This is a genomic window from Streptomyces sp. NBC_00986 (assembly GCF_045162565.1).
Taxonomy (GTDB): domain Bacteria; phylum Actinomycetota; class Actinomycetes; order Streptomycetales; family Streptomycetaceae; genus Streptomyces.
Genome location: NZ_CP108733.1, coordinates 10848031 through 10872380, shown reverse-complemented (window position 1 = coordinate 10872380; position 24350 = coordinate 10848031). Strand labels below are relative to the sequence as shown.

Annotated in this window: 17 protein-coding genes; 10 read left to right on the top strand and 7 right to left on the bottom strand. The window is 70.3% G+C overall.

The genetic code is table 11. The features are described from left to right. Positions 1-178 precede the first annotated feature (178 nt). Genes OG504_RS48950 through OG504_RS48940 form a run of 3 tightly spaced genes read right to left on the bottom strand, consistent with a single transcriptional unit; the run spans position 179 to position 2341 of the window. A complete protein-coding gene (locus OG504_RS48950; protein WP_390162876.1) occupies positions 179-1039 on the bottom strand; it encodes an ABC transporter permease in 861 nt (286 codons plus the stop codon). Then, positions 999-1889 (bottom strand): ABC transporter ATP-binding protein, encoded by an 891-nt coding sequence (locus OG504_RS48945; RefSeq protein WP_405995627.1) that lies wholly within the window; start codon positions 1887-1889, stop codon positions 999-1001. The genes OG504_RS48950 and OG504_RS48945 overlap by 41 nt, the downstream gene beginning before the upstream one ends. Further along, the gene (locus tag OG504_RS48940; protein ID WP_405995626.1) at positions 1886-2341 is read right to left on the bottom strand and encodes a MarR family winged helix-turn-helix transcriptional regulator; all 456 of its coding nucleotides are present in this window, start codon (positions 2339-2341) and stop codon (positions 1886-1888) included. Before OG504_RS48940 ends, OG504_RS48945 begins: the two co-directional genes overlap by 4 nt. 143 nt (positions 2342-2484) lie before the next feature. Between OG504_RS48940 and OG504_RS48935 the strand changes: the two genes are divergently transcribed. Then, positions 2485-3288: a VOC family protein gene (locus tag OG504_RS48935; protein WP_405995625.1), complete on the top strand. Its 804-nt coding sequence runs from the start codon at positions 2485-2487 to the stop codon at positions 3286-3288. Here the strand turns inward: OG504_RS48935 and glgX are convergent. Further along, the gene (glgX, locus tag OG504_RS48930) at positions 3266-5431 is read right to left on the bottom strand and encodes a glycogen debranching protein GlgX (RefSeq protein WP_405995624.1); all 2166 of its coding nucleotides are present in this window, start codon (positions 5429-5431) and stop codon (positions 3266-3268) included. The two genes, OG504_RS48935 and glgX, sit on opposite strands and share 23 nt — an antisense overlap. Continuing rightward, entirely contained in the window at positions 5428-5931 is a 504-nt protein-coding gene (locus tag OG504_RS48925; protein ID WP_405995623.1) for a pep a2, read from the bottom strand. The genes glgX and OG504_RS48925 overlap by 4 nt, the downstream gene beginning before the upstream one ends. A gap of 300 nt (positions 5932-6231) precedes the next feature. Between OG504_RS48925 and OG504_RS48920 the strand changes: the two genes are divergently transcribed. From OG504_RS48920 to OG504_RS48895, 6 genes are all read left to right on the top strand, one after another. Next, complete coding sequence (locus OG504_RS48920) at positions 6232-6534, top strand: DUF5133 domain-containing protein (protein ID WP_405995622.1); 303 nt, start codon at positions 6232-6234, stop codon at positions 6532-6534. A gap of 73 nt (positions 6535-6607) precedes the next feature. After that, positions 6608-8599: an alpha-1,4-glucan--maltose-1-phosphate maltosyltransferase gene (locus tag OG504_RS48915; protein ID WP_405995621.1), complete on the top strand. Its 1992-nt coding sequence runs from the start codon at positions 6608-6610 to the stop codon at positions 8597-8599. Beyond that, positions 8596-10314: a maltose alpha-D-glucosyltransferase gene (gene treS / locus OG504_RS48910; RefSeq protein WP_405995620.1), complete on the top strand. Its 1719-nt coding sequence runs from the start codon at positions 8596-8598 to the stop codon at positions 10312-10314. Before OG504_RS48915 ends, treS begins: the two co-directional genes overlap by 4 nt. Positions 10315-10342: 28 nt before the next feature. After that, on the top strand, positions 10343-11710 hold the full coding sequence (locus OG504_RS48905) for a maltokinase N-terminal cap-like domain-containing protein (RefSeq protein WP_405995619.1): 1368 nt from the start codon (positions 10343-10345) through the stop codon (positions 11708-11710). Positions 11711-12111: 401 nt separating this feature from the next. Continuing rightward, complete coding sequence (gene glgB, locus OG504_RS48900) at positions 12112-14283, top strand: 1,4-alpha-glucan branching enzyme (protein ID WP_405996615.1); 2172 nt, start codon at positions 12112-12114, stop codon at positions 14281-14283. A gap of 12 nt (positions 14284-14295) precedes the next feature. Continuing rightward, positions 14296-15969 carry an ATP-binding cassette domain-containing protein gene (locus OG504_RS48895; RefSeq protein WP_405995618.1) on the top strand — a complete coding sequence of 558 codons (1674 nt, stop codon included), beginning with the start codon at positions 14296-14298 and terminating at the stop codon, positions 15967-15969. A 16-nt stretch (positions 15970-15985) separates the two neighbouring features. Here OG504_RS48895 and OG504_RS48890 read toward each other — a convergent pair whose 3' ends face one another. Further along, positions 15986-17377 (bottom strand): aminotransferase class V-fold PLP-dependent enzyme, encoded by a 1392-nt coding sequence (locus OG504_RS48890; RefSeq protein WP_405995617.1) that lies wholly within the window; start codon positions 17375-17377, stop codon positions 15986-15988. A gap of 167 nt (positions 17378-17544) precedes the next feature. On the opposite strand from OG504_RS48890, the gene OG504_RS48885 reads away from it, so the two are divergent. Beyond that, complete coding sequence (locus OG504_RS48885) at positions 17545-19449, top strand: AMP-dependent synthetase/ligase (protein ID WP_405995616.1); 1905 nt, start codon at positions 17545-17547, stop codon at positions 19447-19449. A 124-nt stretch (positions 19450-19573) separates the two neighbouring features. Here the strand turns inward: OG504_RS48885 and OG504_RS48880 are convergent, their stop codons facing one another. Continuing rightward, on the bottom strand, positions 19574-20398 hold the full coding sequence (locus tag OG504_RS48880) for a methyltransferase domain-containing protein (RefSeq protein ID WP_405995615.1): 825 nt from the start codon (positions 20396-20398) through the stop codon (positions 19574-19576). A 249-nt stretch (positions 20399-20647) separates the two neighbouring features. Between OG504_RS48880 and OG504_RS48875 the strand changes: the two genes are divergently transcribed. Both OG504_RS48875 and OG504_RS48870 read left to right on the top strand, forming a co-directional pair. Next, a complete protein-coding gene (locus OG504_RS48875) occupies positions 20648-22024 on the top strand; it encodes an NAD(P)/FAD-dependent oxidoreductase (protein WP_405995614.1) in 1377 nt (458 codons plus the stop codon). Between the two features lie 47 nt (positions 22025-22071). Beyond that, a complete protein-coding gene (locus tag OG504_RS48870) occupies positions 22072-24327 on the top strand; it encodes an FUSC family protein (protein ID WP_405995613.1) in 2256 nt (751 codons plus the stop codon). Positions 24328-24350 lie beyond the last annotated feature (23 nt).

Below are 24350 nucleotides of genomic sequence, written 5' to 3'. Positions count from 1 at the left end.
TCGACCTCAGAGAGCTGCTTCCTATCTGTGTGCTCAGCGCACTGTCAAATGAGCAGAATGCGCTGTGGCCAGCGTTTTCGACCGCTTGATCACTGATCAAGCCGTGCGCAGCAGGAATCCGCTTTCCGGCCATCGAATCCCGGTCGGGAGCGTGCCGCACATCACGTCCGCCACAAGATCAGCGGGCGAGCCGTCCGAGCAGGGAGGAAGCGGCGGCGATGCCCAGCGCGGCGGCCACCAACAACACGGCGAAGTCGGTGCCCACATGGGACGGGGTGCCGAGCAGGAGCCCCCGTAGCGCGTCCACTTCGTAGCTCAACGGGTTCACCTTGCTCACCGCCTGCAGCCAGCCCGGCATGATCGCCACCGGGTAGAGGGCGTTGGACCCGAAGAACAGCGGCATGGTGATCGCCTGTCCGAAACCCATCAGCCGGTCCCTGCTGAGCACGATGCCGGCGATGGTCATCGACAGACAGGAGAAGAAGGCCGAGCCGAGGATCACGATCGCCCCGACGCCGATCAGCTTCAGCGGGTTCCAGGTCAGTGCGACTCCGAGGATCGCCGCGATGACGACCACGACGACGGCCTGGATCAGCGACTTCACCCCGGCCGCGAAGGCCTTGCCGGTGATGAGTGCCGAGCGGGGGGTGGGGGTGACGAGGAGCTTGTTGAGGATGCCCGCGTCACGCTCCCAGATGATCTGGATGCCGTAGAAGATGGCGATGAACATCGCGGACTGGGCGATGATGCCCGGGGCCAGGTAGTCGATGTACGGGATGCCGCCGGTGGGGATCGCCTTGATGCGGGTGAAGGTCTGGCCGAAGATCAGCAGCCACAGGGCGGGTTGGACGGCGCGGGTGTACAACTCGGTGCGGTCATGGCGGAGTTTCTGGAGTTCGACCGCGCACATGGCGATCACGCGGGCGGGCAACAGCCGCCATCCGGCCCGGGGTTGGGGCGGGGTCAGGAGAAGGTTCAGGTCGTTCTCAAGGGCTGGGTCAGCCGACGCGGTTCGCGGTGCGGCGGGTGCTTCGGACATCGCGGAAACCTCCTGACTGGTCTTCGAGACCGCTGCCGGCTATGTCCCGGAAGACGTCCTCGAGGGTGGGCAGCGGATCGGTGGCGGGCGCTCCGTCGGCGCGGCGGCGTTCGCCGAGGCCCTCACGGAGCTGCTCGGGGGTGCCCAGGGCGCGGATGCGGCCGCGGTGCATGAGGCCGACACGGTCGCAGTACTGGTCGGCCTCGTCCATGTAGTGCGTGGTGACCAGGACGGTCATGCCGGTCGCCTCGCGCACGGCGTTGATGTGCTCCCACACGCTCGTGCGGGCGATCGGGTCGAGGCCGATCGTGGGCTCGTCCAGGATGAGCAGGCGGGGCGCGCTGACCAGGGCCTGCGCGAGTTCGAGGCGGCGGACCATGCCCCCGGAGTAGGTGTTGGCGAGCCGGTCGGCGGCGTCGGTCAGGTCGACCGCCCGCAGCGCCTGGGCGACGCGTGCGGCGCGTTCCTTGCGCGGCACGTCGAAGACGCGGGCGAAGAGAGCGACGTTCTCGCGTCCGGTGAGCCCGCTGTCGGCGGACAGCTGCTGCGGGACGTAGCCGAGCATGCGGCGCACCGACATCTGTTCCTTGGCCGTGTCGTGGCCGAAGACGTGGACCATGCCCGCCGGGACCGGCAGGAGGGTGGTGATACAGCGGATCGCCGTGGTCTTCCCGGCGCCGTTGGGGCCGAGCAGTCCGAAGACCTCGCCCTCCCCCACGGACAGGTCGAGCCCGTCGACCGCGGTCGTCTCGCCGAAGGAATAGGCGAGCCGGGTACAGCTGACGGCCGCGGGCCGCCCGGTGGCGATGTCAGTGGCGGTGTCGGTGGCAGCGTCGATGGACGGCGTCATGACTCCTCGGCCTCCTCGTGCAGATTGACGGCCAGTTGGCGCAGGGCCGGGATCGCCGCGCGCAGCGCGTCCCGGTCCGCCTGGTCGAGACGGTCCACCTGGCCACGGACGAGAGCCGCGCGCCGTTCGTGCCAGTCGCTGAGGCGGGTCTTGGCCGTCTCGGTGAGCTGGAGGCGGGCGGCGCGCCGGTCGGCGGGGTCCGTCTCGCGGATCAGGAAGCCGTCCCGGGCCAGCTGGTTGACGAGCGTCGACACCGAGTTGCTCGCCAGGAACAGCTCCTTGGCCGCGTCCGAGATGCCGATGCCGGGCCGGACCTCGACCAGCCGCAGCAGCTCCACCTCGGCGCCACGCAGCCGCGGCAGGGTCATCTCGCTGCGCAGTCGCCTGCGGATCAGCCGCTGGACACCGACGAGCGCGTCGGCCAGCTCTTCCGGGAAGTTCTCCGTCTCCACACTCTGGAGATTACCTCTTTAGCAGAGGTAACTAACCCAAAAGGATGGTCAAGACACCGGCTCGGGAGGCAGCGGGGCCGCTTCCGGTTGGACACTGGTGGAGACCGGTGGCCGCCGGTCCACGAGATCGGAACGCGACTGCCATGAACCACGACAGGAAAACGTCCCCCGGAGAACCGGACGCCGTCTCCACCCGTTCGGTGTTCGGCGCCCCCTGCTGGGTGAGTCTCACGAGCCGCGACGTGGAGTCGACCGAGGACTTCTACGAGGCCGTCTTCGGCTGGAAGTGGCGCTCGGCCAGTCTCGGCGACCGCTTCCGGATCGCCACGGCGAACGACATCCCGGTGGCCGGTCTGGCCGCGGTCGCCTCCATGTGGCAGGTCGCGGTGGCGTGGACGCCGTACTTCGCCGTGCCCGACGCGGATGTGGCCGCGGCCCGGGTCCGGGAGCGCGGCGGCACGGTCGCCGTGGGGCCGCTCTCCTTCCCGCCCGGCCGGGCGGCCCTGCTCGGCGACCGGGACGGCGCGACCTTCGGCATCTGGGAGGGCGACCTCATCCGCGGCTGGGAGACATGGCGCCGCTCGGCCCCCGCCTTCGTCCGGCTGCGCACCCGCGACGCCTTCGACGCGGCGATCTTCTACGGTGAGGTCCTCGACTGGGCCTCGGCGGACCCGCAGAGCTGTGACGTGCAGTACGAGGGCGGCGAGGTCGTCCTGCGCAGCGGCGGGAACGTCGTGGCCCGCATCGAGTCGGGCGCCCTGGAGGCGGCTCCCGACCCGACGGTCCGCCCCAACTGGCAGGTCCACTTCTCGGTCTCGGACATCAGGTCCTGCGCCCGGGTCACGGAGGCGCACGGCGGCAGCGTCCTGCGCGAGAACGCCACCGAGGCCGTCCTGCGCGACCCCGACGGCGCCCGCTTCACGGTCACCTCCCGCGACGCCCCCTGACCCTGCCCTCCTCCCGGGCGGGCCGCGACAACAGCACGAGACTGCGCGCCTCTACGGCCATCTCGGTGCCGGCCTTGTGTTCCGTCTCGTCCGGGCCGCCCTGCGGCTCGGCGGTGTCGATCAGGGTCGTCCAGCGTTCGCCGTAGGCGATGTCGGGCAGGCGAAAGCCGACGGGCTCCCAGTAGCTGTTCAGCAGGAGCAGGAACGAGTCGTCGACTACGGGTCCGCCGTGCGGATCGCGTTCGGCGATGGCGTCGCCGTTGAGGAACACGCCCACGCAGTGCGCGTCGGAGCGCTGCCAGTCCAGGTCGGCCATCTCGCGGGCGTCGGGCAGCAGCCACACCAGGTCGGGCAGCGGCTGACCCGCGTGCACGGCGGTCTCGCCCCGGAAGAACCGGCGCCGGCGCAACACCGGATGCGCGGCGCGCAGCCCGATGACATACCGCGTGAAGTCGGCGAGTTCACGCTGTTCGTCGCTCAACTCCCAGTCGACCCACGAGACTTCGTTGTCCTGGCAGTAGGCGTTGTTGTTGCCGCGCTGGGTACGCCCCAGCTCGTCGCCGTGGCCGAGCATCGGGATGCCCTGCGAAAGGAGCAGCGTGGCAAGGAAGTTGCGCTGCTGACGCCCGCGCAGCTCCAGCACGGCGGGATCGTCGGTCTCCCCCTCGGCCCCGCAGTTCCAGGACCGGTTGGTGCTCTCACCGTCCCGATTCCCCTCCCCATTGGCCTCGTTGCGCTTGTCGTTGTACGAGACGAGGTCGCGCAGCGTGAACCCGTCGTGCGCGGTGACGAAGTTGACGCTGGCGCGCGGTCGCCTACGGCTGTGCTGGTACAGGTCGGAGGACCCGGTGAGCCGGGACGCGAACTCGCCGAGCGTGTGCTCGCCGCCCCGCCAGAAGTCCCGTACGGCGTCCCGGTACTTGCCGTTCCACTCCGACCACAGCGGCGGGAAGTTGCCCACCTGGTAGCCGCCCTCCCCCACGTCCCACGGTTCGGCGATGAGCTTGACGCGGCTGATCACCGGGTCCTGCTGGATCAGGTCGAAGAACGCCGACAGTCGGTCGACCTCGTGGAACTGCCGGGCCAGGGTGGCCGCGAGGTCGAAGCGGAAGCCGTCGACGTGCATCTCGGTGACCCAGTAGCGCAGCGAGTCCATGATCAGCTGAAGGACGTAAGGGTGCCGCATCAGCAGGCTGTTCCCGGTGCCCGTCGTGTCGTAGTAGTGGCCCCAATCGCCGTCCACCAGACGGTAGTAGGAGGCGTTGTCGATGCCGCGGAAGGAGAGGGTGGGGCCCTTCTCGTTGCCCTCGGCGGTGTGGTTGTAGACGACGTCGAGGATGACTTCGAGCCCGGCGGCGTGCAGCGCCTTCACCATCGACTTGAACTCGGTGACCTGGCGCCCGCGTTCGCGGTGCGCGGCGTAGGCGTTGTGGGGCGCGAAGAAGCCGATGGTGTTGTAGCCCCAGTAGTTGGAGAGGCCGCGGTCCTGGAGCACACCGTCCTGCACGAACTGGTGCACCGGCATCAACTCGACGGCCGTCACACCGAGTTGGACGAGATGCTCGACGACGGCCGGGTGCGCGAGTCCCGCGTACGTCCCGCGGAGTTCCTCGGGGACCTCCGGGTGGGTGCGGGTCAGCCCCTTCACATGGGCTTCGTAGATCACGGTGTCGGCGTACGAGCGCCGGGGCGGGCGGTCGTCGCCCCAGTCGAAGGCCGGGTCGGTGACCACGCCGAGCATGCCGTGCCCGGCGCTGTCGCCGGGGGCGGGTCCGGCCGAACGCTCGTACAGCGAGGGGTCGTTGTCGATCTGGCCGTCCACCGCCCGGGCGTACGGATCGAGGAGCAGCTTCGCCGGATTGCAGCGGTGTCCGAGGGCCGGAGCCCATGGACCGTGCACCCGGTAGCCGTAGCGCTGCCCCGGCCCGATGCCCGGCAGATAGCAGTGCCACACGAAGCCGTCGGCCTCGGTGAGCCGGATGTCGCGGTGCCGGCCGTCGTCGCCGACGAGGACGAGGTCGACGCGTTCGGCGACCTCGCTGAACAGGGCGAAGTTGGTGCCCGTCCCGTCGTACGCGGCCCCCAGGGGAAAGGGGTGCCCGTTCCAGACGGGCACCCCTTTCCGGGACGGGCGCGCGGTCACTTGGCGTCCTCCAGGACGCCGTGCGCCGGACGGACCGGCAGGGCGGCCGGCACCTCGCGGGGAAGTCGAAGCGTCTCCCGCAGCCGCGGCGCGGGCGTCCTCGGGACGCGCGGGACGCGTTCGCCGCTGCGGGCGCGCTGCGAGAACCAGATGACCTTGCTTCCGGTGTCGGTGGCGCAGCAGCCCCAGCCGTCGCTCATCGCGGCGATCCGGGCGAGGCAGGCGCGCAGCTCCAGGTCCGGGCGCAGATCGCGGTCGTTGTCGCCGATGGCGGTGATCAGGTGCTGGCCGTTCCACCACAGCTCTATGGACGTCTGCTTGTCCGTGGCGTGCTCGTCGATGGCCCGCAGCAGCAGCTCGGCGCCGCGACAGACGGGCTCCACGAGGATCTCCAGGTCCCACAGCCGGAGGTGCGCGGCCAGAATCCGCCTGACCTGCCCGACCCGTTCCTGACTGACGTCCACATCGAGGTGGTAGTAGCACGGCACTGCGGTCTTCATCTTCGTTGGCTCCTCACCGGCGGAACTCTCGCTCCGCCTCTGCCCCCTGCGGGGCCCGGCCCCGAACACGAAGCGTGAGCACTGATCGCTTCTGAGTCAGCTCCACTGTGCGAGCGCTAGGCCATTCGTGCAACACGAGCGACGGGTGAGGTAGTTGAAGAACCAACAAGACGCTGGGTCATCACCTGTGCACCATGAGTGAAAGCCTCGACTGCCGTGACGGAGCCATGCCGCTCCGGGTACGGCCGCCACCCGACGGTCGGGAACCGCGGTCCGCCGAGGCGAAAGGTGAACGGCGCCATGCTGCTACCCGCCAAAGCCGAAGTCGCCCGCCAACTCCGGCGCTATCGGGCGTGGGAACGCGTGATGCTCGCATCGCCGGGCGACCGGACGGTACGGGCCACCTTCGAGGACTCGGGCTACACCTTGTGCGTGCTGATGGGTGAACGCTGCGCGCGCGAGGCCGCCGAAGCCGCCGAGCGCTTTCTGCGCGGCAGCCAGGGCACGTACCAGCAGGAGCAGAACGCCCGCCCCCGTACGGCGGCCGTCGTGCACCGCGGGCCGCCCGTCGCGGTCGATGAACGTTCCCCTGCGGGAAGGTAGTCCCCCTTCCGGCGCAGCCAGCATCCACGGCCGGGCGAACAGCCCGGCCTCCGGCACGACGGAGGTGAGACCCATGAACGCGACCCCGGCAGGCATCGGCCGCATTCCGGTACGTGACGTACGCCCGTCCGTGGACAGCGGCGCGCGCCCGGCGAAGGCGGTGGTCGGCGAGACGTTCCAGGTCACCGCCACCGTCTTCCGTGAGGGCCACGACACGATCGGCGCCAACGTCGTGCTCCACGACCCGGACGGCCGCCCCGGCCCCTGGACCCCGATGCGCGAACTCGCCCCCGGCAGCGACCGCTGGGGCGCCGAGGTCACTCCGGACGCGGCGGGCCGTTGGTCCTACGTCGTGGAGGCCTGGGGCGACCCCATCGCGACCTGGCGCCGGGCCGCCCGCATCAAGATCCCGGCCGGCATCGACATCGGCCTGATGCTGGAGGAGGGCGCGGAGCTGTACACCCGAGCCGCCACCGGGGCCCCCGAGGAACCGGCCCGCGCCACGATGCTGGCCGCCGCGGAGACACTGCGCGACGACACACTGCCGGTGGGGACGCGGTTCGTGGCCGCGTTGACGCCGGGCGTGGACCAAGTGCTGGAGCGGTATCCCTTGCGGGAGTTGGTGACGGTCTCCGGGCCCAGGTCTCTGGTGGTCGAGCGGGAACGGGCCCTCTACGGCGCCTGGTACGAGTTCTTCCCGCGCTCCGAAGGCACCCCGGCCCAGCCCCACGGCACGTTCCGCACAGCGGCGAAACGCCTGGACGGCATCGCCGCGATGGGCTTCGACGTCGTGTACCTGCCGCCGATCCATCCGATCGGGACGACCTTCCGCAAGGGCCCGAACAACACCCTGTCCGCGGGGCGCGAAGACGTCGGCGTCCCCTGGGCCATCGGCTCCCCCGAGGGCGGTCACGACGCGATCCACCCGCAGCTGGGCACGCTGGAGGACTTCGACGCGTTCGTCGCCCGGGCCGCAGAGCTGGGGATGGAGATCGCGCTCGACTTCGCGCTCCAGTGCTCCCCGGACCACCCGTGGGTGGAGAAGCACCCGGAGTGGTTCCACCACCGCCCCGACGGGACGATCGCCTACGCGGAGAACCCGCCGAAGAAGTACCAGGACATCTACCCGATCGCCTTCGACCGGGACATGGACGGGCTCATCGCGGAGACCGTGCGGGTGCTGCGGCACTGGATGGACCACGGCGTGCGGATCTTCCGCGTCGACAACCCGCACACCAAGCCCGTCGTGTTCTGGGAGCGGGTGATCGCGGACATCAACGGCACCGACCCCGACATCATCTTCCTGGCCGAGGCGTTCACCCGTCCCGCGATGATGCACACCCTCGCGCAGATCGGGTTCCAGCAGTCGTACACCTACTTCACCTGGCGCAACACCAAGCAGGAACTCACCGAATACCTCAGCGAGTTGTCCGGTGAGGCGGCTGCCTACATGCGGCCGAACCTGTTCGTGAACACCCCGGACATCCTGCACGAGTTCCTCCAGGACGGCGGCCGGCCGGCCTTCGAACTGCGCGCGGTACTGGCCGCCACCCTCGCCCCGACATGGGGTGTCTACAGTGGCTACGAACTCTGCGAGAACGCCCCTCTCCGGCCGGGCAGCGAGGAGTACCTCGACTCGGAGAAGTACCGACTCCGCCCGCGTGACTGGGAGTCCGCCGAGCGGGAAGGACGTAGCATCGCGCCATTGCTGGGCGAGCTCAACGACATCCGGCGCCGTCACCCCTCGCTGCACCAGCTCAGGAATCTCCGCTTCCACCGGACGGACAACGACGCGCTGATCGCGTACAGCAAGACCACGGATGTGGACACGGTTCTGATGGTCGTCAACCTGGATCCGCGCCACACCCAGGAGGCCACGGTCTCGTTGGACATGCCGCAACTCGGCCTGGAACCAAACGAATCCATGTCGGTGTACGACGAACTGACGGGTGAGTCCTATCAGTGGGGCAGGACCAACTATGTGCGTCTCGAACCCGGCCGGGCTCCCGCGCACGTGTTCCACGTCCGGCGGTCCACACAGAGCGGAGGGTCAAGAGCTTCATGACTGTCAACGAACCGGTCCACGACACCTTCGAGGACACTCCCGCCAAGGACCGGGACCCCGAGTGGTTCAAACGCGCCGTCTTCTACGAGGTCCTGGTCCGCTCCTTCCAGGACAGCAACGGCGACGGCGTCGGTGACCTCAAGGGCATCACCGCCAAACTCGACTACCTCCAGTGGCTCGGCGTCGACTGCCTCTGGCTGCCACCCTTCTTCAAATCCCCACTCCGCGACGGCGGTTACGACGTCTCCGACTACACCGCCGTACTCCCCGAATTCGGCGACCTCGCCGACTTCGTCGAGTTCGTCGACTCCGCCCACCAACGCGGCATGCGCGTCATCATCGACTTCGTCATGAACCACACCAGCGACCAGCACCCGTGGTTCCAGGAGTCCCGAAAAGACCCCGACGGGCCGTACGGCGACTACTACATGTGGGCCGACGACGACAAGCAGTACCCCGACGCCCGCATCATCTTCGTCGACACCGAAGCCTCCAACTGGACCTTCGACCCCGTCCGCAAGCAGTACTTCTGGCACCGCTTCTTCTCCCACCAGCCGGACCTCAACTACGAGAACCCGGCCGTGCAGGAAGAGATCCTGGCCGCCCTCCGCTTCTGGCTCGACCTCGGCATCGACGGCTTCCGCCTCGATGCCGTCCCCTATCTCTATGCGGCCGAAGGCACCAACTGCGAGAACCTGCCCGCCAGTCACGACTTCCTGAAGCGCGTCCGCCGGGAGATCGACGCGATGTATCCGGACACCGTGCTGCTGGCGGAGGCGAACCAGTGGCCCGAGGACGTCGTCGACTACTTCGGCGATTACCAGAGCGGCGGGGACGAGTGCCACATGGCATTTCATTTCCCCGTCATGCCACGGATCTTCATGGCCGTGCGCCGTGAGTCCCGCTACCCCGTGTCCGAAATTCTTGCCAAGACCCCCGCGATTCCCTCGGGTTGTCAGTGGGGCATCTTCCTTCGCAACCACGACGAGTTGACCCTGGAGATGGTCACCGACGAGGAACGCGACTACATGTGGGCCGAGTACGCCAAGGACCCCCGCATGCGCGCCAACATCGGCATCCGCAGGCGCCTCGCGACCCTCTTGGACAACGACCGCAATCAGATCGAGCTGTTCACGGCCCTGCTCCTGTCGTTGCCCGGTTCGCCGATCCTCTACTACGGCGACGAGATCGGCATGGGCGACAACATCTGGCTCGGCGACCGCGACGCCGTCCGCACCCCCATGCAGTGGACCCCCGACCGGAACGCGGGCTTCTCCTCCTGCGACCCGGGCCGCCTCTTCCTGCCGGCCATCATGGACCCGGTCTACGGCTATCAAGTCACCAACGTCGAGGCCTCGATGTCGTCGCCCTCCTCGCTGCTGCACTGGACGCGCCGCATGATCGAGATCCGTAAGCAGAACCCGGCGTTCGGCCTCGGCTCGTACACGGAGCTCCAGTCGTCGAACCCGGCGGTGATCGCGTTCCTGCGCGAGTACGAGGACGACCTCGTCCTGTGTGTGCACAACTTCTCGCGGTTCGCGCAGCCCACCATGCTCGATCTGCGGGAGTTCGACGGCCGGCATCCCGTGGAGCTGATCGGCGGGGTGCGGTTCCCGGCCATCGGTGAACTGCCGTATCTGCTGACGCTCGCGGGGCACGGCTTCTACTGGTTCCGGCTCCCGCGAGCCGCTCCCCGCATCGGCCGACGACTTTGAGGATGTGCCGGCGAAAGGACGCGTCACCATGCCGAAGACCGCACCGCTTCGACTGAGCAGCCCCGGCGTCGACAGGCCTCCGGCCACGCTCGCCGGGCTGCTGCGCGAATGGCTGCCCGGGCAGCGCTGGTTCGCCGGCAAGGACCGGCCGGTGGCCGACCTCGACGTGCTGTCCACGACCGAACTCTTCCCGGGCTGCCTGCACGTGCTGGTCCACGCCTCGCATACGCCGGTGCCCTCGCCGGGTGGCACTCCCCCGCCCGGCGACTGCTATCAACTCCTGCTCGGCGTACGGGACCACGTCTCCCCGCGCCTCGCCCGGGCGTACATCGGGCGTGTGCAGGAAGGTCGGTTGGCGGGTCTCGCGGTCTACGACGCGCTACAGGATCCGCGGTCGGCGGAGCTGTTGCTGGAGCGGCTGCGGCATCCGGGTACGACGGGTCCCCTGCACTTCGAGGCGGACCCGTCGGTGTCCGTGCCCGCCGGACTCACGCCTCGGCTGCTGGGCGCCGAGCAGTCCAACTCCTCGCTGGTGTACGGCGATCGGTTCATCCTGAAGGTGTTCCGGCGTATCCAGCCCGGCGTCAATCCGGACCTGGAACTGCCGGGGGCGCTGGCCGCGCAGGGCTGCAAGCGGGTCCCGGCGCCGGTGGCGTGGTTCCGGACGGCGGAGCCGCGGGCCGCGACGCTCGGCGTGCTCCAGCCGTTCCTGCCGGACGCCTCCGACGGCTGGGCGCTGGCGCTGCACGCACTCGCCGCCGGTGACGAATTCACCACGGAGGCCTACGAGTTGGGGCAGGCGACCGCCGATGTCCATCTCGCGCTGGCCGCGGCCTTTCCGTCCGACGGCCGTCCCCTCGCCGAGAACGACCGTACGGCGGCGGCGATGACCGAGCGGCTGGAGGCAGCCGCGCACTCCGTGCCCGCCCTGCGGCCGTTCGTGCCGGGGCTGCGGACCGCGTTCGGCGCGCTCGTCGGCCGCGATGCCGGGCCGCCCGCCCAGCGCATCCACGGCGATCTGCATCTCGGCCAGGTACTGCGGGCCGGCCGCGACTGGTTCGTCATCGACTTCGAGGGCGAGCCGTCCAAGCCGCTGGCCGAGCGGCGCAGCGCGCAGTCCCCGGTGCGGGACATCGCCGGCATGCTGCGGTCCTTCGACTACGCGGCACGACAGCGCCGCCCCTGGCGCCCGGAGTGGGCACGCCGCTGCCGGGAGGCCTTCTGCGCGGGCTATGCGGCCCGGGCCGGCTGGGACCCCCGCACCAAGCACGCCCTGCTGCGCGCCTACGAGACCGACCGCGCCGTGTATGAAGTGCTGTACGAGGCCAGACACCGTCCGGACTGGCTTCCCGTACCCATGGCGGCGATCGAGCGTCTCGCCGTCCGAGGAGGCTGAACTCCGTGGCCCTGCGCGACACTTCACCTCAGGAGGCGGGCGGTCCGCCCACGACCGCCGCCCCGGAAACGGCCGAACCGACCGGGCCCTCCACACCGGACGCCCGGGGCTCGGCCGTGCCCGGCCTGCCGGAAAACGGCGACCGGACGACCGTGGCCGAGGCACCGAAGGCGAACGGCTCGCCCACGACAGCCGGCTCGGGAACGGGCGAACCGAGCGGACTCCCCGCACCGGGCACCCGGGCCCCGGCCGCGCCCGGCTCACCGGAGACCGCCGACCGGACCGTGACCGAAGCGCCGAAGACGAACAACTCGCCCACGACCGCCGGCCGAGCGCACGAGGGCCTGCCCGCGGCCGCCTCCCCGCACGCGGCCGCCTCGCCCACGACCGATCCTGTTCCTCTGGGCACGGCCGGCCCCACGGCATCCGCCCCGCTGGACCCCGCCGACCGCGACCGCCTCCTCTCCGGTGCCCACCACGACCCGCACGCGCTGCTCGGCGCGCATGCGGTGCCGGGTGGGATCGTCTTCCGGGCGTTGCGTCCGTACGCCCGTGCCGTGAGCGTCGTGATCGACGGAACGCGCAGCGCGCTCGCCTCGGACGGCGGCGGCCTCTTCTCCGCCGTGCTCCCGCTCGACGCGCTCCCGGCGTACACGCTGCTGGTGTCGTACGCGGAGGGCGACGAACACGAGGTCCACGACCCGTACCGTTTCCTCCCCGCCCTCGGCGAGCTCGACCTGCACCTCATCAAGGAGGGGCGCCACGAGGAGCTGTGGAAGGCGCTCGGCGCGGAGCCGATGACGCACGGCGGAGTGGCCGGTACCCGCTTCACCGTGTGGGCGCCGAACGCCCAAGGGGTGCGTGTCGCCGGGGAGTTCAGCTCCTGGGACGGTACGGCCTTCCCGATGCGGTCGCTCGGTTCGTCGGGTGTGTGGGAGCTGTTCCTGCCGGGTGTGGGCGAGGACGCACGCTACAAGTTTGAGATCACCTCCCGGCACGGCGAGCGTTTCCTCAAGGCCGATCCAATGGCCCGCCGTACGGAGGTGCCGCCCGCCACGGCGTCCGTCGTGACGGCCTCGCACTACAAGTGGGGTGACGAGGCCTGGCTCGCCCGGCGGACGGAGACCCCGGTCCACGAGGCGCCGTTCTCCGTCTATGAGGTCCACCTGGCGTCCTGGCGACAGGGCTTGACGTACCGTCAGCTCGCCGTCGAACTCCCCGCCTATGTGAACGAACTGGGCTTCACCCACGTCGAGTTCATGCCGGTGGCCGAGCATCCCTTCGGCGGTTCCTGGGGTTACCAGGTCACCGGCTTCTACGCGCCGACCTCCCGCATGGGCACCCCGGACGACTTCAAGTTCCTCGTCGACGCGTTCCACCAGGCCGGTATCGGCGTGATCATGGACTGGGTTCCGGCGCATTTCCCCAAGGACGACTGGGCGTTGGCCCGGTTCGACGGGGAGCCGCTGTACGAACCCGGGGACGCGCGGCGGGCCGAGCATCCGGACTGGGGGACGTACGAGTTCGACCTCGGGCGTACCGAGGTGCGCAACTTCCTTGTGGCGAACGCCGTTTACTGGTGCCAGGAGTTCCACATCGACGGTCTGCGCGTGGACGCGGTCGCCTCGATGCTCTACCTCGACTACTCGCGCGACTCGGGCCAGTGGACCCCGAACGTCCATGGCGGGCGTGAGGACCTGGACGCGATGGCGTTCCTCCAGGAGATGAACGCGACCGTGTACCGCAGGGTGCCCGGAGTCGTGACGATCGCCGAGGAGTCCACCGCCTGGGACGGGGTGACGCGGCCGACCGACACCGGCGGTCTCGGCTTCGGGTTCAAGTGGAACATGGGCTGGATGCACGACTCGCTCGACTACATGTCGCACGAGCCCGTGCACCGCAAGTTCCACCACAACGAGATGACGTTCTCGATGGTCTACGCGTACAGCGAGAACTACGTCCTCCCGATCTCCCACGACGAAGTCGTCCACGGGAAGCAGGCGTTGGTGTCCAAGATGCCCGGCGACTGGTGGCAACAACGCGCCAACCACCGTGCGTATCTGGGATTCATGTGGGCCCACCCCGGCAAGCAACTCCTCTTCATGGGCCAGGAGTTCGCCCAGGGCGCCGAGTGGTCCGAATCCCACGGCCCCGACTGGTGGCTGCTCGACCCCGCTTACGAGGCCGCGCCCGATCACCGCGGCGTCCAGGACCTCGTCCGCGACCTCAACACCGCCTACCGGGCGACCCCCGCCCTCTGGCAGCGCGACACCGACCCCGGCGGCTTCCGTTGGGTGATGGGCGACGCGGCCGAGGACAACGTCTTCGCGTTCCTGAGGTTCGACGCGGAGGGCTCCCCGCTCCTCGCCGTCAGCAACTTCTCCCCCGTCGTGCGCGGTGACTACCGTCTCGGCGTCCCCGACGAGATCCCGGCCTGGCAGGAGACCCTCAACACGGACTCCGCGCGCTACGGCGGCAGCGATGTGAGGAACCCCGACCCGATCAAACCGGAGGACGGGCATATCCGGCTCACGCTCCCGCCCCTCGCGACGGTGTGGCTGACACCGGGGTGACATGCTGCTCCCATGCCGACGCCGATTCCCCCCGATACCGCCCAAGTAACCGGCCTGCACCTTGAGTTGCGGGCCGTCACGCAGGAAGTGCGCGGCGCCGGGCGGGTGTTGGACGACGTGTCCTTCGAGGTCGAGGCCGGGCGGCTGACGGTCATCGCGGGGAGCAGCGGCGCGGGCAAGACGGTGCTGCTGCAGACTCTCGCGGGACTGCAGCGCCCGACCATCGGGGACGTACGGCACGACGGGGCCCAACCCGTTCCGCCGGGACCGGAGTTCGGGTTCGTGCCGCAGGAGGACGTGATCCACCGCGAGCTGCCCTTGCGGCGCACGCTGGAGTACGCGGGACGGCTGAGGATGCCGGGCGAGACGGTCTCGGCGCGGGTAACGGAGGTGCTCGACGTCCTCGGTCTTGCCCAGCGCGCGGACACACCGGTGCGCGCGTTGAGCGGCGGGGAACGCAAACGGGCTTGTATCGCCGCCGAGTTGCTGACCCGGCCCAGGGTGCTCTTCCTCGACGAACCCACGTCCGGGCTCGATCCGGTGACGGGCGCCGCGCTGCTGGCGACCCTGCGCGCCCTCGCCGAGTCCGGGACCACCGTCGTCCTCACCACCCACGTCCTGGCCGATCTGCCCCGCTGCGATCAGGTCGTGTTCCTGTCGCCGGGCGGGGCGGTCGCCTTCGTGGGGGCGCCGGACGCGCTGCTCGGGGCGTTCGGAGCGGAGACGGCGGAGGACGTGTACGCGGCGGTGGCGGAAGGGAAGCGTGCCGAGCGGGCCGCCCCGGTGCAGCGTACGAAACCGGCCCCGGCGCCTGTCGCGCACCGTCCACGGCGCGTCGGCGCCGTACGTCAGTGGGCGCTGCTGACCCGTCGTACGACGGCGCTGTTGGTGCACAACCGGCTGTCGGTCGCCGTGTTCGTGGGGTCGCCGGTGATGATCGTGGCGATGTTCGCGGTGCTGTTCCGGGCGGGTGCGTTCGACCCGGCGGCACCCGATCCGGGGTCCACGGCGATGATCATGTTCTGGATCGCGTTCGGGGCGTTCTTCTTCGGGCTGACATACGGACTGCTGCAGATCTGCGCGGAGTTGGCGGTGCTGCGCCGTGAGTGGCTGGCCGGGGTGCGGATCGGGCCGTACGTCGCCTCGAAGTTGACCACCGTCCTGCCGGTACTGGCCGCGGCGGACGCGCTGCTGCTGGCGGTGCTGCGCGCGCTGGACCGGTTGCCGGCGGCGGGCTGGGACACGTACGGCTCGCTGTTCCTCACGAGTGTGCTGGCCTCGGCCGCCGCGCTCGCCCTGGGGCTGCTCACGTCGGCCGCGGTCACTGATCCCGGCCAGGCGACCCTGATGCTGCCGCTGCTCTGCTTCCCGCAGGTGTTGTTCTCGGGAGCCTTCGTGCCGGTGCCACGGATGGCGGCGGCCGGGCAGGCGATCAGCTGGGCGATGACCAACCGCTGGGCCTTCGAGGCGCTGGGCGGCGCGATCGGCCTGGAGAGTCTGTGGCGCGACGGCAACTCCCCCGCTGGACCACCGCTGTTGCGCTCGTACGGCGACTCGTTCGCGCATCCGGCGGGGCGCGGCTGGCTGATCCTCGCGGGGTTCACCGTGCTGTTCCTGGCGGCGACTTGGGCGGTGCTGGTGCGCAAGTGCCGTCAGGGGGTGGCCGCGGCCCGTACCGGGCGGTGAGACGCCGGTCCGTCGTTCAGCAGCCCGCCCGGTCGGCGAGGCCGGCCACCGTGGGTACGCGGTCGCGGTAGGTGTCCGCGACGAACTCCAGGAACGTCTCCACGTCCCTGGGCTGCGAGGAGACGCCCACCGAGACCCGGACCGCGCCGGCGGACGGCAGCCCCAGGACGTCCAGGTACTCCTCCAGGGAGCCCAGCGGTCTGCGGGCCGCCGAGCGCAGGCTGTGCAACGGCAGGGCGAACGCGGCTTCTCCGGCGCCCGGGTTGCAGAAGCAGCCGTAGCGGAGGGAGATGCGGTGGTCGGCGCTGTCCTGGGAGACGACGCGTTCGTCGATCACGCGGCCGTCCGCGTCGAGGAGGTTGAGGGCGACGGTTCCGCCACGGGTGGGGCCGGTGTCGGTGGGGCCGTAGACCCGGGTCATCGGGGTGCCGTCGGTGTGGCGCAACTCGGCGACGCCAGCGAGGAGTTGGGCGGTCAGGCGGGTCACGTGGTCGTGGACACGGTTCATGCCGATGGTGTCGATCCAGTCCAGGCCGGCCGTGATGTCGGGTATGGAGAGGAAGTTGACGGTGCCGTCCTCGAAGGCCGCCTCGCCGTCCGCGAGGACGTGCCATTGTGCCTGGGCGCTCGCGGCGTAGATGGTGCCGCCGGAGAACCAGGGGCGGCGCAGCCGGGCAAGGGCCTCGCGGCGGACGACGAGGCTGCCTATGCCGGTGGGGTAGCCGAACACCTTGTACCAGCTGACCACGGTGAAGTCCGGGTGGTGGCGGGACAGGTCGAGGGGGTTGGTCGGCACGAACGCGGCGGCGTCCAGCAGGACGTCGTAGCCGTGTTCGTGGGCCGTGGCGATCCAGTCCAGGGAGTGCCGTACGCCGGTGAAGTTGCTCTGGGCCGGGTAGGCGAGGAGTCCGCGTCCGCGGCGGCGCCTGCGGGCACTGAGCGCGGTGCGCAGTCGCTCCTCGTCGATCGCCAACTCCCGGCCGTGGACCGGGACATACTCCGTTTTCGCGCCGCCTGCTCGCGCGTACTCGCGTAATCCGTTCACGGAGTTGTGGTTGTCGAGGAGCATCACGAGTCGGCCGCCGGGGGCGAACGGGTAGGACTCGCCGATCAGGCGCAGCGCGGCCGTCGCGTTCGCGGTGAACACGACCGTGTACTCGGCGGGGTCCGCGTGGAAGTGCCGTAGCACCGCGGCGCGGGCCCGGGCGAGCAGGTCGCCCGAGGCGCGGGAGGCGGGGCTCTCCGAGTGGGGGTTGCCGAAGACGCGTCCGGTGATGCGCTCGGCGCTGGCCCGGACCAGGGAGGCCGGGGCGAGTCCGGCGCCCGTGTAGTCGAGATAGGTGTGCCCCTCGGCGTCCAGATAACCGAAGTCCCGTGCCCTCAACTCGCCGAGATCCACCGCGTTCATGTCCTCGTACCCCCCGCTTTGTCAGGTCGCTCCCACTCAACCATCAAACTCCGCAAGGGCACTTCCCGGTTCCCCACACCAAACGCTCACACCTGGGCTACATTCGAGCACCGTCGATAACAGTAATGATCGGCAGAGTCACGCCCCGTACAACCCAGGAGCAGCGCATGCGCGACTTCGCCGTCGCTCCACCCCCCACCTCCACCTTCAACGGCGGCCTCGCCGACAGCATCTTCGAGACCGCGGTCCTCCAGCCCACCCTCCCCCTGATCGCGCGCAAGCCGGACCCGACCTCCACGGCGTGGGAGGAGGTGACGGCCGTAGAGCTGCGGGACGAAGTCGTCGATCTGGCAAAGGGGTTGATCGCCTCCGGGATATCGCCGGGCAGCCGGGTCGCGATCATGGCCCGTACCCGTTACGAGTGGACCGTGCTCAGCCACGCCCTGTGGGCGGTCGGCGCAGAGGTCGTGCCGGTGCATCCGACGTCCTCGCGCGAGCAGGTCGAGTGGATCCTGCGGGACGCCAACTGTGTGGCCGTGGTCGTGGAGGACGAGCAGGGCATCATGACCGTCGGCACGGTGTGTGCCGCGCTGCCGCTGCTACGGCACGTCTGGCAGCTGGACTCCGGGGCGCTGGCCCAGATCGTCGAGCGCGGCACGTACATCCCGCAGACCACGGTGGACTCGCTGCGCCGGATCGTGATGCCGGACTCGACCGCGGTGATCGCCTACACGTCGGGCACCTCGGGCCGCCCCATGGGCTGCGCGCTGAGCCACCGCAGTCTCGCCAGCCCGTGCGACACGCTGCTCGCGGGCTGGTCGCACACGGCGGCCCCGCCGGGGGAACAGCCGGCCGTGCTGGCCTTCCTGCCCTTCTCGCACGTGTACGGGCTGATGATCCAGGGGCTGTGCATGCGCGGCGGCTGGCTGATGGCGCACGAGCCGGAGATGACCGAGGCGGCGCTGGTGTCGGCGCTGCGCACGTTCCGGCCCACATACCTGTACGCGGTGCCGTCGATCTTCGAGAAGATCTACAAGAACTTTCTCCGTACGGCCCAACAGACGGGCCGCGGCGCCCTGTTCGAGCGGGCCGCGTCGACCGCGCGGGAGTTCGCCGCGGCCGAGGAGAGACAGAGACTCGGCCGGGGCTCGGGTCCCGCCTTCGATCTGCGGCTCCAGCACGCCGTGTTCGAGCGGACGGTGTACCGCAAGCTGCGGTCTGCGCTGGGCGGCCGGGTGGTCCGCGCGACGTCGGGCGGCTCACCCCTCAACCGTGAACTGTCCTTGTTCTACTCGGGCATGGGGATCCTCGTGCACGACGGCTACGGGCTGACGGAGACCGCCGGCGGGATCACGATGCAGCCGCTGGGCCGGGAGAAGATCGGCACGGTGGGGCAGGCGCTGCCGGGCACGGAGATCCGGGTGGCGGAGGACGGGGAGATCCTGGTGCACGGGCCCTCGGTGTTCCAGGGCTACATCAACGACGAGCGGGCGACCCGGGCCGCGATGCACGCGGGCTGGCTGGCGACCGGGGACATCGGGCGGCTGGACACCGAGGGGTATCTGACGATCACCGGCCGCAAGAAGGACATCATCATCACCAGCAGCGGCAAGAGCGTCGCGCCGGCCGCGCTGGAGAACCGGCTGCGGATGCATCCGCTGATCCATCAGGCGGTGGTCGTCGGCGACGACCGTCCCTGTGTGGGGGCGCTGCTCACCCTGGACCCGGAGTTCGTGGCGCACTGGCGGGCCGGTCTCGCGCTGCAGAGCGACGCGCGGGGCCGGGAGGCGCGGGAGGAGAACGCGCTGCGGGAGGAGATCACGCGGGCCGTGGCGGCCGCCAACAGCCCCGTGGGGCGCGCGGAGTCGATCCGGGTGTTCCGGGTGCTCCCGCATCCGTTCGACGTCGCGGGCGGGCTGCTGACACCGTCGATGAAGCTGCGCAGGGACGCGATCGTGCGGCACTACGCGTTCGAGATCGACGCGATGTACCAGGCACGCGCGCGTGTCCCGCAGCAGTCGGCGGAGGAACAGCTCGCGGGCTGGGACGACGCGGACAACGTGTTCCGCTAGGTCACCGGCCGGGGGTCACCCGAGGCGGGGCCAGTCCGCGCGGAGCGCCCGCCTGGCCGGGGTCACTCCGCGCAGGCATCGCTCCCGGCGAGGGCACGCCCAGTGGGCGCACTCCCGGCAGGCGTCACTCCGGTCGGTGGGCGACGACCGCGAACATGGTCACGGACATGTGCAGCGCGCCCCGCTCGGCGGCCTCGGAGAGGTCGGTGTAGGCGCGGTCGCGCTGGGCCTCGGTCAAGGCGCCGCGGCGCACCGCGGACTCGCCGAGCATGCGGATCAGCGGCCACGCCACCGACCGGTGATCCTGGAGCAGCGCCTGCGAACCCCGGTCGTCGACGACGAGTCCGGCGGCGCTGAGCTGGCCGACGAGCCGGCGTCCCGAGTACGGGTTGGCCGCGCCGGTGAGGGCACCGGAGGTGAACGCGGCCGTGACCTCGGGGTCGCCCGGGTGCAGGATCGTGGTCGCCCAGTCGGTGTCGAGCAGGGCCACGCGTCCGCCGGGACGCAGCACGCGGGCGATCTCGGCGACGGCCTTGTCCGGTTCCGCGAGGTGCTGGAGCACCCGTTCGCACCAGACGACGTCGACGGAAGCGTCGGGCACCGGCAGGGACAGCGCGTCGCCGTCCGTGAAGCGGGCCGGGTTCCCGGCCGACGCGGCGCGTTCCTCGGCGACCGCGCGCAGCCCGGGGTTGGGTTCGACGCCGAGCGCCGACCCGTTCGAGCCGACGGCCGCGGCCAGTTCACGGGTGGTCGAGCCGGTCCCGGCCCCGACGTCGAGGGCGCGTTCCCCGCTGCCCGCGGCGAGCGCCTCGTGGGCCCACGCACGCAGTCGTCGTACGCCTGGATTGGCTTCCTGGATGTCGAGCGCGGCCACCAGCCGCGTCACGTTGCCGGCGTCGATGTTCTGGGTGCGGAAGCCTGACCCCGGCTCGGGCTGAGTGTGCGACATGGCGTGCACTCTACGGTCCGGAGCGATCGTCACGGGATCGGTCAAAGGTCATTCAGGTACGCCATTTGTTCACGCGTCCGCGGCGTACGGAGGGCGTCCGCGGGGCATGCTGGTGCTCCACGCGTTCGTCTGCCTGCCGCGCTCAGCTGGCGGAACGGCTCCCGGCACGGTGGGATCGATTGTGGTGCGAGGCAGCGATCCAGGGCAGGCGTACGGCGTCGAGGCAGACCGCCTGGAGCCGCAGAAGGGATGAACACCGTGACACGACCGAGGATCCTGGTGGTTGGCGCAGGCTTCGCAGGAGTGGAGTGCGTTCGCCGCCTGGAGAGGAAACTGACCCCGGAGGAGGCCGACGTCACCCTGGTGACGCCCTTCTCCTACCAGCTCTATCTGCCCCTGCTGCCCCAGGTCGCCTCCGGCGTCCTGACCCCGCAGTCGATCGCCGTCTCGCTGCGCCGCAGCAGCAAGTACCGCACGCGGATCATTCCGGGCGGTGCGATCGGTGTGGACATCAAGGCCAAGGTCTGTGTGATCCGCACGATCAACGACGAGATCGTGAACGAGCCCTACGACTACATCGTCCTCTCCCCCGGCAGCATCACCCGCACCTTCGACATCCCGGGGCTGACGGATCACGCCTTCGGGATGAAGACCCTGGCGGAGGCCGCGTACATCCGCGACCACGTCATCACGCAGCTGGACCTCGCGGACGCGAGCGACGACCCGGCGGAGAAGGCGTCGCGGCTGCAGTTCGTGGTGGTGGGCGGTGGTTACGCCGGTACGGAGACGGCCGCCTGTCTGCAGAAGCTGACGCACGCCGCCGTCAAGCGCTACCCGCGGATCGACCCGGGTCTGATCAAGTGGCACCTCATCGACATCGCGCCGAAGCTGATGCCCGAGCTGGGCGACAAGCTCGGCAAGAGCGCGCAGGAGATCCTGACCCGGCGCGGTATCGACATCTCCCTGGGCGTCTCCATCGCGAAGGCCGGGCCGGAGGAGGTCACCTTCACCGACGGCCGGGTGGTGCCGACCCGCACGCTGATCTGGACGGCCGGTGTGGTCGCCAGCCCGCTGATCGCCACGCTGGGCGCTGAGACGGTGCGGGGGCGGCTCGCGGTCACCGCCGACATGAAACTGCCCGGACACGACGGGGTGTTCGCACTCGGTGACGCCGGCGCGGTGCCGGACGAGGCCAAGGGCGGCGACGGCGCGATCTGCCCGCCGACCGCGCAGCACGCCATGCGGCAGGGCAAGGTGGTCGCCGAGAACGTGATCGCGACCCTGCGCAACCAGCCCCTGAAGCCGTACGTGCACAAGGACCTCGGGCTCGTCGTGGACCTCGGCGGCAAGGACGCGGTGTCCAAGCCGCTGGGCATCGAACTGCGCGGTCTCCCCGCCCAGGTCGTGGCCCGCGGCTATCACTGGTCGGCGCTGCGCACGAACGTCGCCAAGGTCCGTGTCGCGACGAACTGGACGCTGAACGCGCTGGCCGGCGACGACTTCGTGCGCACCGGCTTCCAGGCCCGCAAACCGGCCACGCTGAAGGACTTCGAGTACACCGACTCGTATCTGTCGGCGGAGCAGGTACGGGACCGCGTCGAAGGGGCCGGGACCCAGGAGCCGTAGCATCGGTGTCACGGATCTTGATGTGAACCTGGGGAGAGTACGGCGGCGTGAGGGCAGTGGGACGGGCGGCGTGGGCACGGGTTCGGTATCGCGTCGCGGCGTCCGATCCCGGACTGCTGCGGCTGACTGCCGGGCTGCGGACGGTGGCCTCGATCGCCCTCGTGCTGACCGTGCTCTCCCTGGCGCGTGCCTCGGTGCCGCATCTGGTCGCCGGGGCGATGGCGGCGATGGTCTCCACGTTCGCGATCCGCGAGAAGCAGCGGGGCCGGCAGGCGGTGACGCTCGCGCTGGGGCTGCCGGTGGCGCTGGCCTCGGTGTCGCTGAGCGCGCTGCTGAACTCGCGGGTGGTCGCCGGTGACGTCTTCTTCGTCCTGCTGATCTTCGGCGCGGTCTACAGCCGCCGGTTCGGCGACCGCGGCACGGCGCTCGGTCTGATCGGCTTCCAGATCTACTTCCTGTCCCTGTTCGTCGGCGCGACCGTCTCCGCGCTGCCGCAGTTGTACGGCGTGATCGGCATCGCCTTCGCGTCGAGCGCGCTGGTGCGGTTCGCGCTGGTGCCGGAGACGCCCACGGGGACGCTGGACCGGCTGCGGCGGGCGTTCAGGGCGCGGTTCGCCCAACTCGTCACCGCACAGCTCGCGTTGCTCGACGCCGGTCCCGACGACATGGAGAAGGCCCTCGACGACGTACGGGAGGGCACCGCGCGCCTGCACGAGACGGCACTGCTGATCCAGGGCCGGCTGGAGGACGGCACCTCCGACGAGACGGTGGCACGGCTCGTGCAGCGCCGTATCGCCGACGCCGAGGTCGCCGCCGAACGGCTCGGTCTCCTGCTGCTGACCGCCCGCAGCGCCGAGCGGGGGCACACGCTGACCCTGCATCTGCCGGGCGCGCCCGTGCCCGCCGGCGATCTGCTGCCCCAGCGGGACGAGACGACCGAGACACTGCGCCGCGATCTGGAGGCGCTGCGGCTGCTGGTCCTGCGGCCCGTGGGCGCGGACTCGGGCACCGGGCTGGCGCATGTGCGCAACCGGCTGCTGGGCTACCGCGAGGAGGAGAACCTGCCGCCCGCCTCCGACGCCGTGCAGGACGTGTTCCGGGGCATCGGCGAAGCCGGGCGCGCGGTGCTGGGGCTGCGGATCGCCGTGGACGGGCCGCAGGACGAGTCGGAGGACACGCCCGCGACGACCCGCTCGCGCGAGGAGCTGGACGCGGAGGACGTCGCCATCGCGGGCAGCGAGGAGGCCGAGCAGGAGGACGCGGAGCGCACCGGGCTACGGCGGCCGACCACGCGGGCGGCCGTGCAGGTGGCGGTGGGGTCGTCGCTGGCGATCATCGGCGGCGAGTTCCTGTCCAGCCAGCGCTGGTACTGGGCGGTGCTGACCTGCTGGATCGTCTTCATCAACACCTCGTCCACGGGCGAGATCCTCGTCAAGGGCTACCGGCGGCTGCTGGGCACGGTCCTGGGTGTCATCGCCGGTATCGGTCTCGCGGGCCTGGTCGGGCATCACACGTGGACGGCGTTCGCGCTGGTGCTGCTGTTCATCTTCGCGATGTTCTACACGGCACCGCTCTCCTACACCCTGATGTCCTTCTTCGTCACCGCGATGCTGGGCCTGCTCTACACGCTGCTGCACACCTACAGCGCGTCGGTGCTGCTGCTGCGGATCGAGGAGACGGCGCTCGGCGCGGCCTGCGGGGTGGTCGCGGCGGCTCTGGTGCTGCCGGTGCACACGGACCGCCGTACGAACGAACTGCTCGGCACCGTGCTGGCGCGGCTCACGGACGTCACCGAGGCCGCCGTCGACCAGCTCAGCGGCGGGGCCGCGGCCGAACTGCTCGACAAGGCGCGGGACTTGGACCAGGCGCTGGCCGATCTGAGCGCGTCCACCCAGCCGTTGACGCACCCGATCACGCCATTGCGGGCGCGCCGGGACACGGCTCGGTATGTCGTCGCGCTGCTTGAGACCTGCGCGTATCACGCGCGGTATCTGGCGGCGACCGCCGAGCTGCTGCCCACGCATCCGTCGATAGCCGCCGATCCCCGGCTGCGGGAGGCGGGTCGCCGGATCGTGCACAACATCGGGGTGATCAGCGCGCACGTCTCCGACGGGGACGACGACGGTGTCGGCGAGATCGAGACCGGGCCGAGCATCGCCTCCCTGCTGCGGCCCGGGACGCCGGGGACCCCGCGCTACGGCCGGGTCACCGACCGCGTGCTGCGGCACCTGCAGCGCCTCGACGAGGCCGTGACCGGCCTGGCCCGGCCGCTCGGCGTGCCGATCGCGGCGCCGGTGAAGTGAACTCCGCGCGCCTGGGTAGGCGA

Excerpts from the sequence above, each read along its gene's own strand:
- OG504_RS48950 (WP_390162876.1), bottom strand. The coding sequence starts at position 1,039 with ATGTCCGAAGCACCCGCCGCACCGCGAACCGCGTCGGCTGACCCAGCC.
- OG504_RS48945 (WP_405995627.1), bottom strand. The coding sequence starts at position 1,889 with ATGACGCCGTCCATCGACGCTGCCACCGACACCGCCACTGACATCGCC.
- OG504_RS48935 (WP_405995625.1), top strand. The coding sequence starts at position 2,485 with ATGAACCACGACAGGAAAACGTCCCCCGGAGAACCGGACGCCGTCTCC.
- OG504_RS48925 (WP_405995623.1), bottom strand. The coding sequence starts at position 5,931 with ATGAAGACCGCAGTGCCGTGCTACTACCACCTCGATGTGGACGTCAGT.
- OG504_RS48920 (WP_405995622.1), top strand. The coding sequence starts at position 6,232 with ATGCTGCTACCCGCCAAAGCCGAAGTCGCCCGCCAACTCCGGCGCTAT.
- OG504_RS48915 (WP_405995621.1), top strand. The coding sequence starts at position 6,608 with ATGAACGCGACCCCGGCAGGCATCGGCCGCATTCCGGTACGTGACGTA.
- treS (WP_405995620.1), top strand. The coding sequence starts at position 8,596 with ATGACTGTCAACGAACCGGTCCACGACACCTTCGAGGACACTCCCGCC.
- OG504_RS48905 (WP_405995619.1), top strand. The coding sequence starts at position 10,343 with ATGCCGAAGACCGCACCGCTTCGACTGAGCAGCCCCGGCGTCGACAGG.
- OG504_RS48895 (WP_405995618.1), top strand. The coding sequence starts at position 14,296 with ATGCCGACGCCGATTCCCCCCGATACCGCCCAAGTAACCGGCCTGCAC.
- OG504_RS48890 (WP_405995617.1), bottom strand. The coding sequence starts at position 17,377 with ATGAACGCGGTGGATCTCGGCGAGTTGAGGGCACGGGACTTCGGTTAT.
- OG504_RS48885 (WP_405995616.1), top strand. The coding sequence starts at position 17,545 with ATGCGCGACTTCGCCGTCGCTCCACCCCCCACCTCCACCTTCAACGGC.
- OG504_RS48880 (WP_405995615.1), bottom strand. The coding sequence starts at position 20,398 with ATGTCGCACACTCAGCCCGAGCCGGGGTCAGGCTTCCGCACCCAGAAC.
- OG504_RS48875 (WP_405995614.1), top strand. The coding sequence starts at position 20,648 with ATGAACACCGTGACACGACCGAGGATCCTGGTGGTTGGCGCAGGCTTC.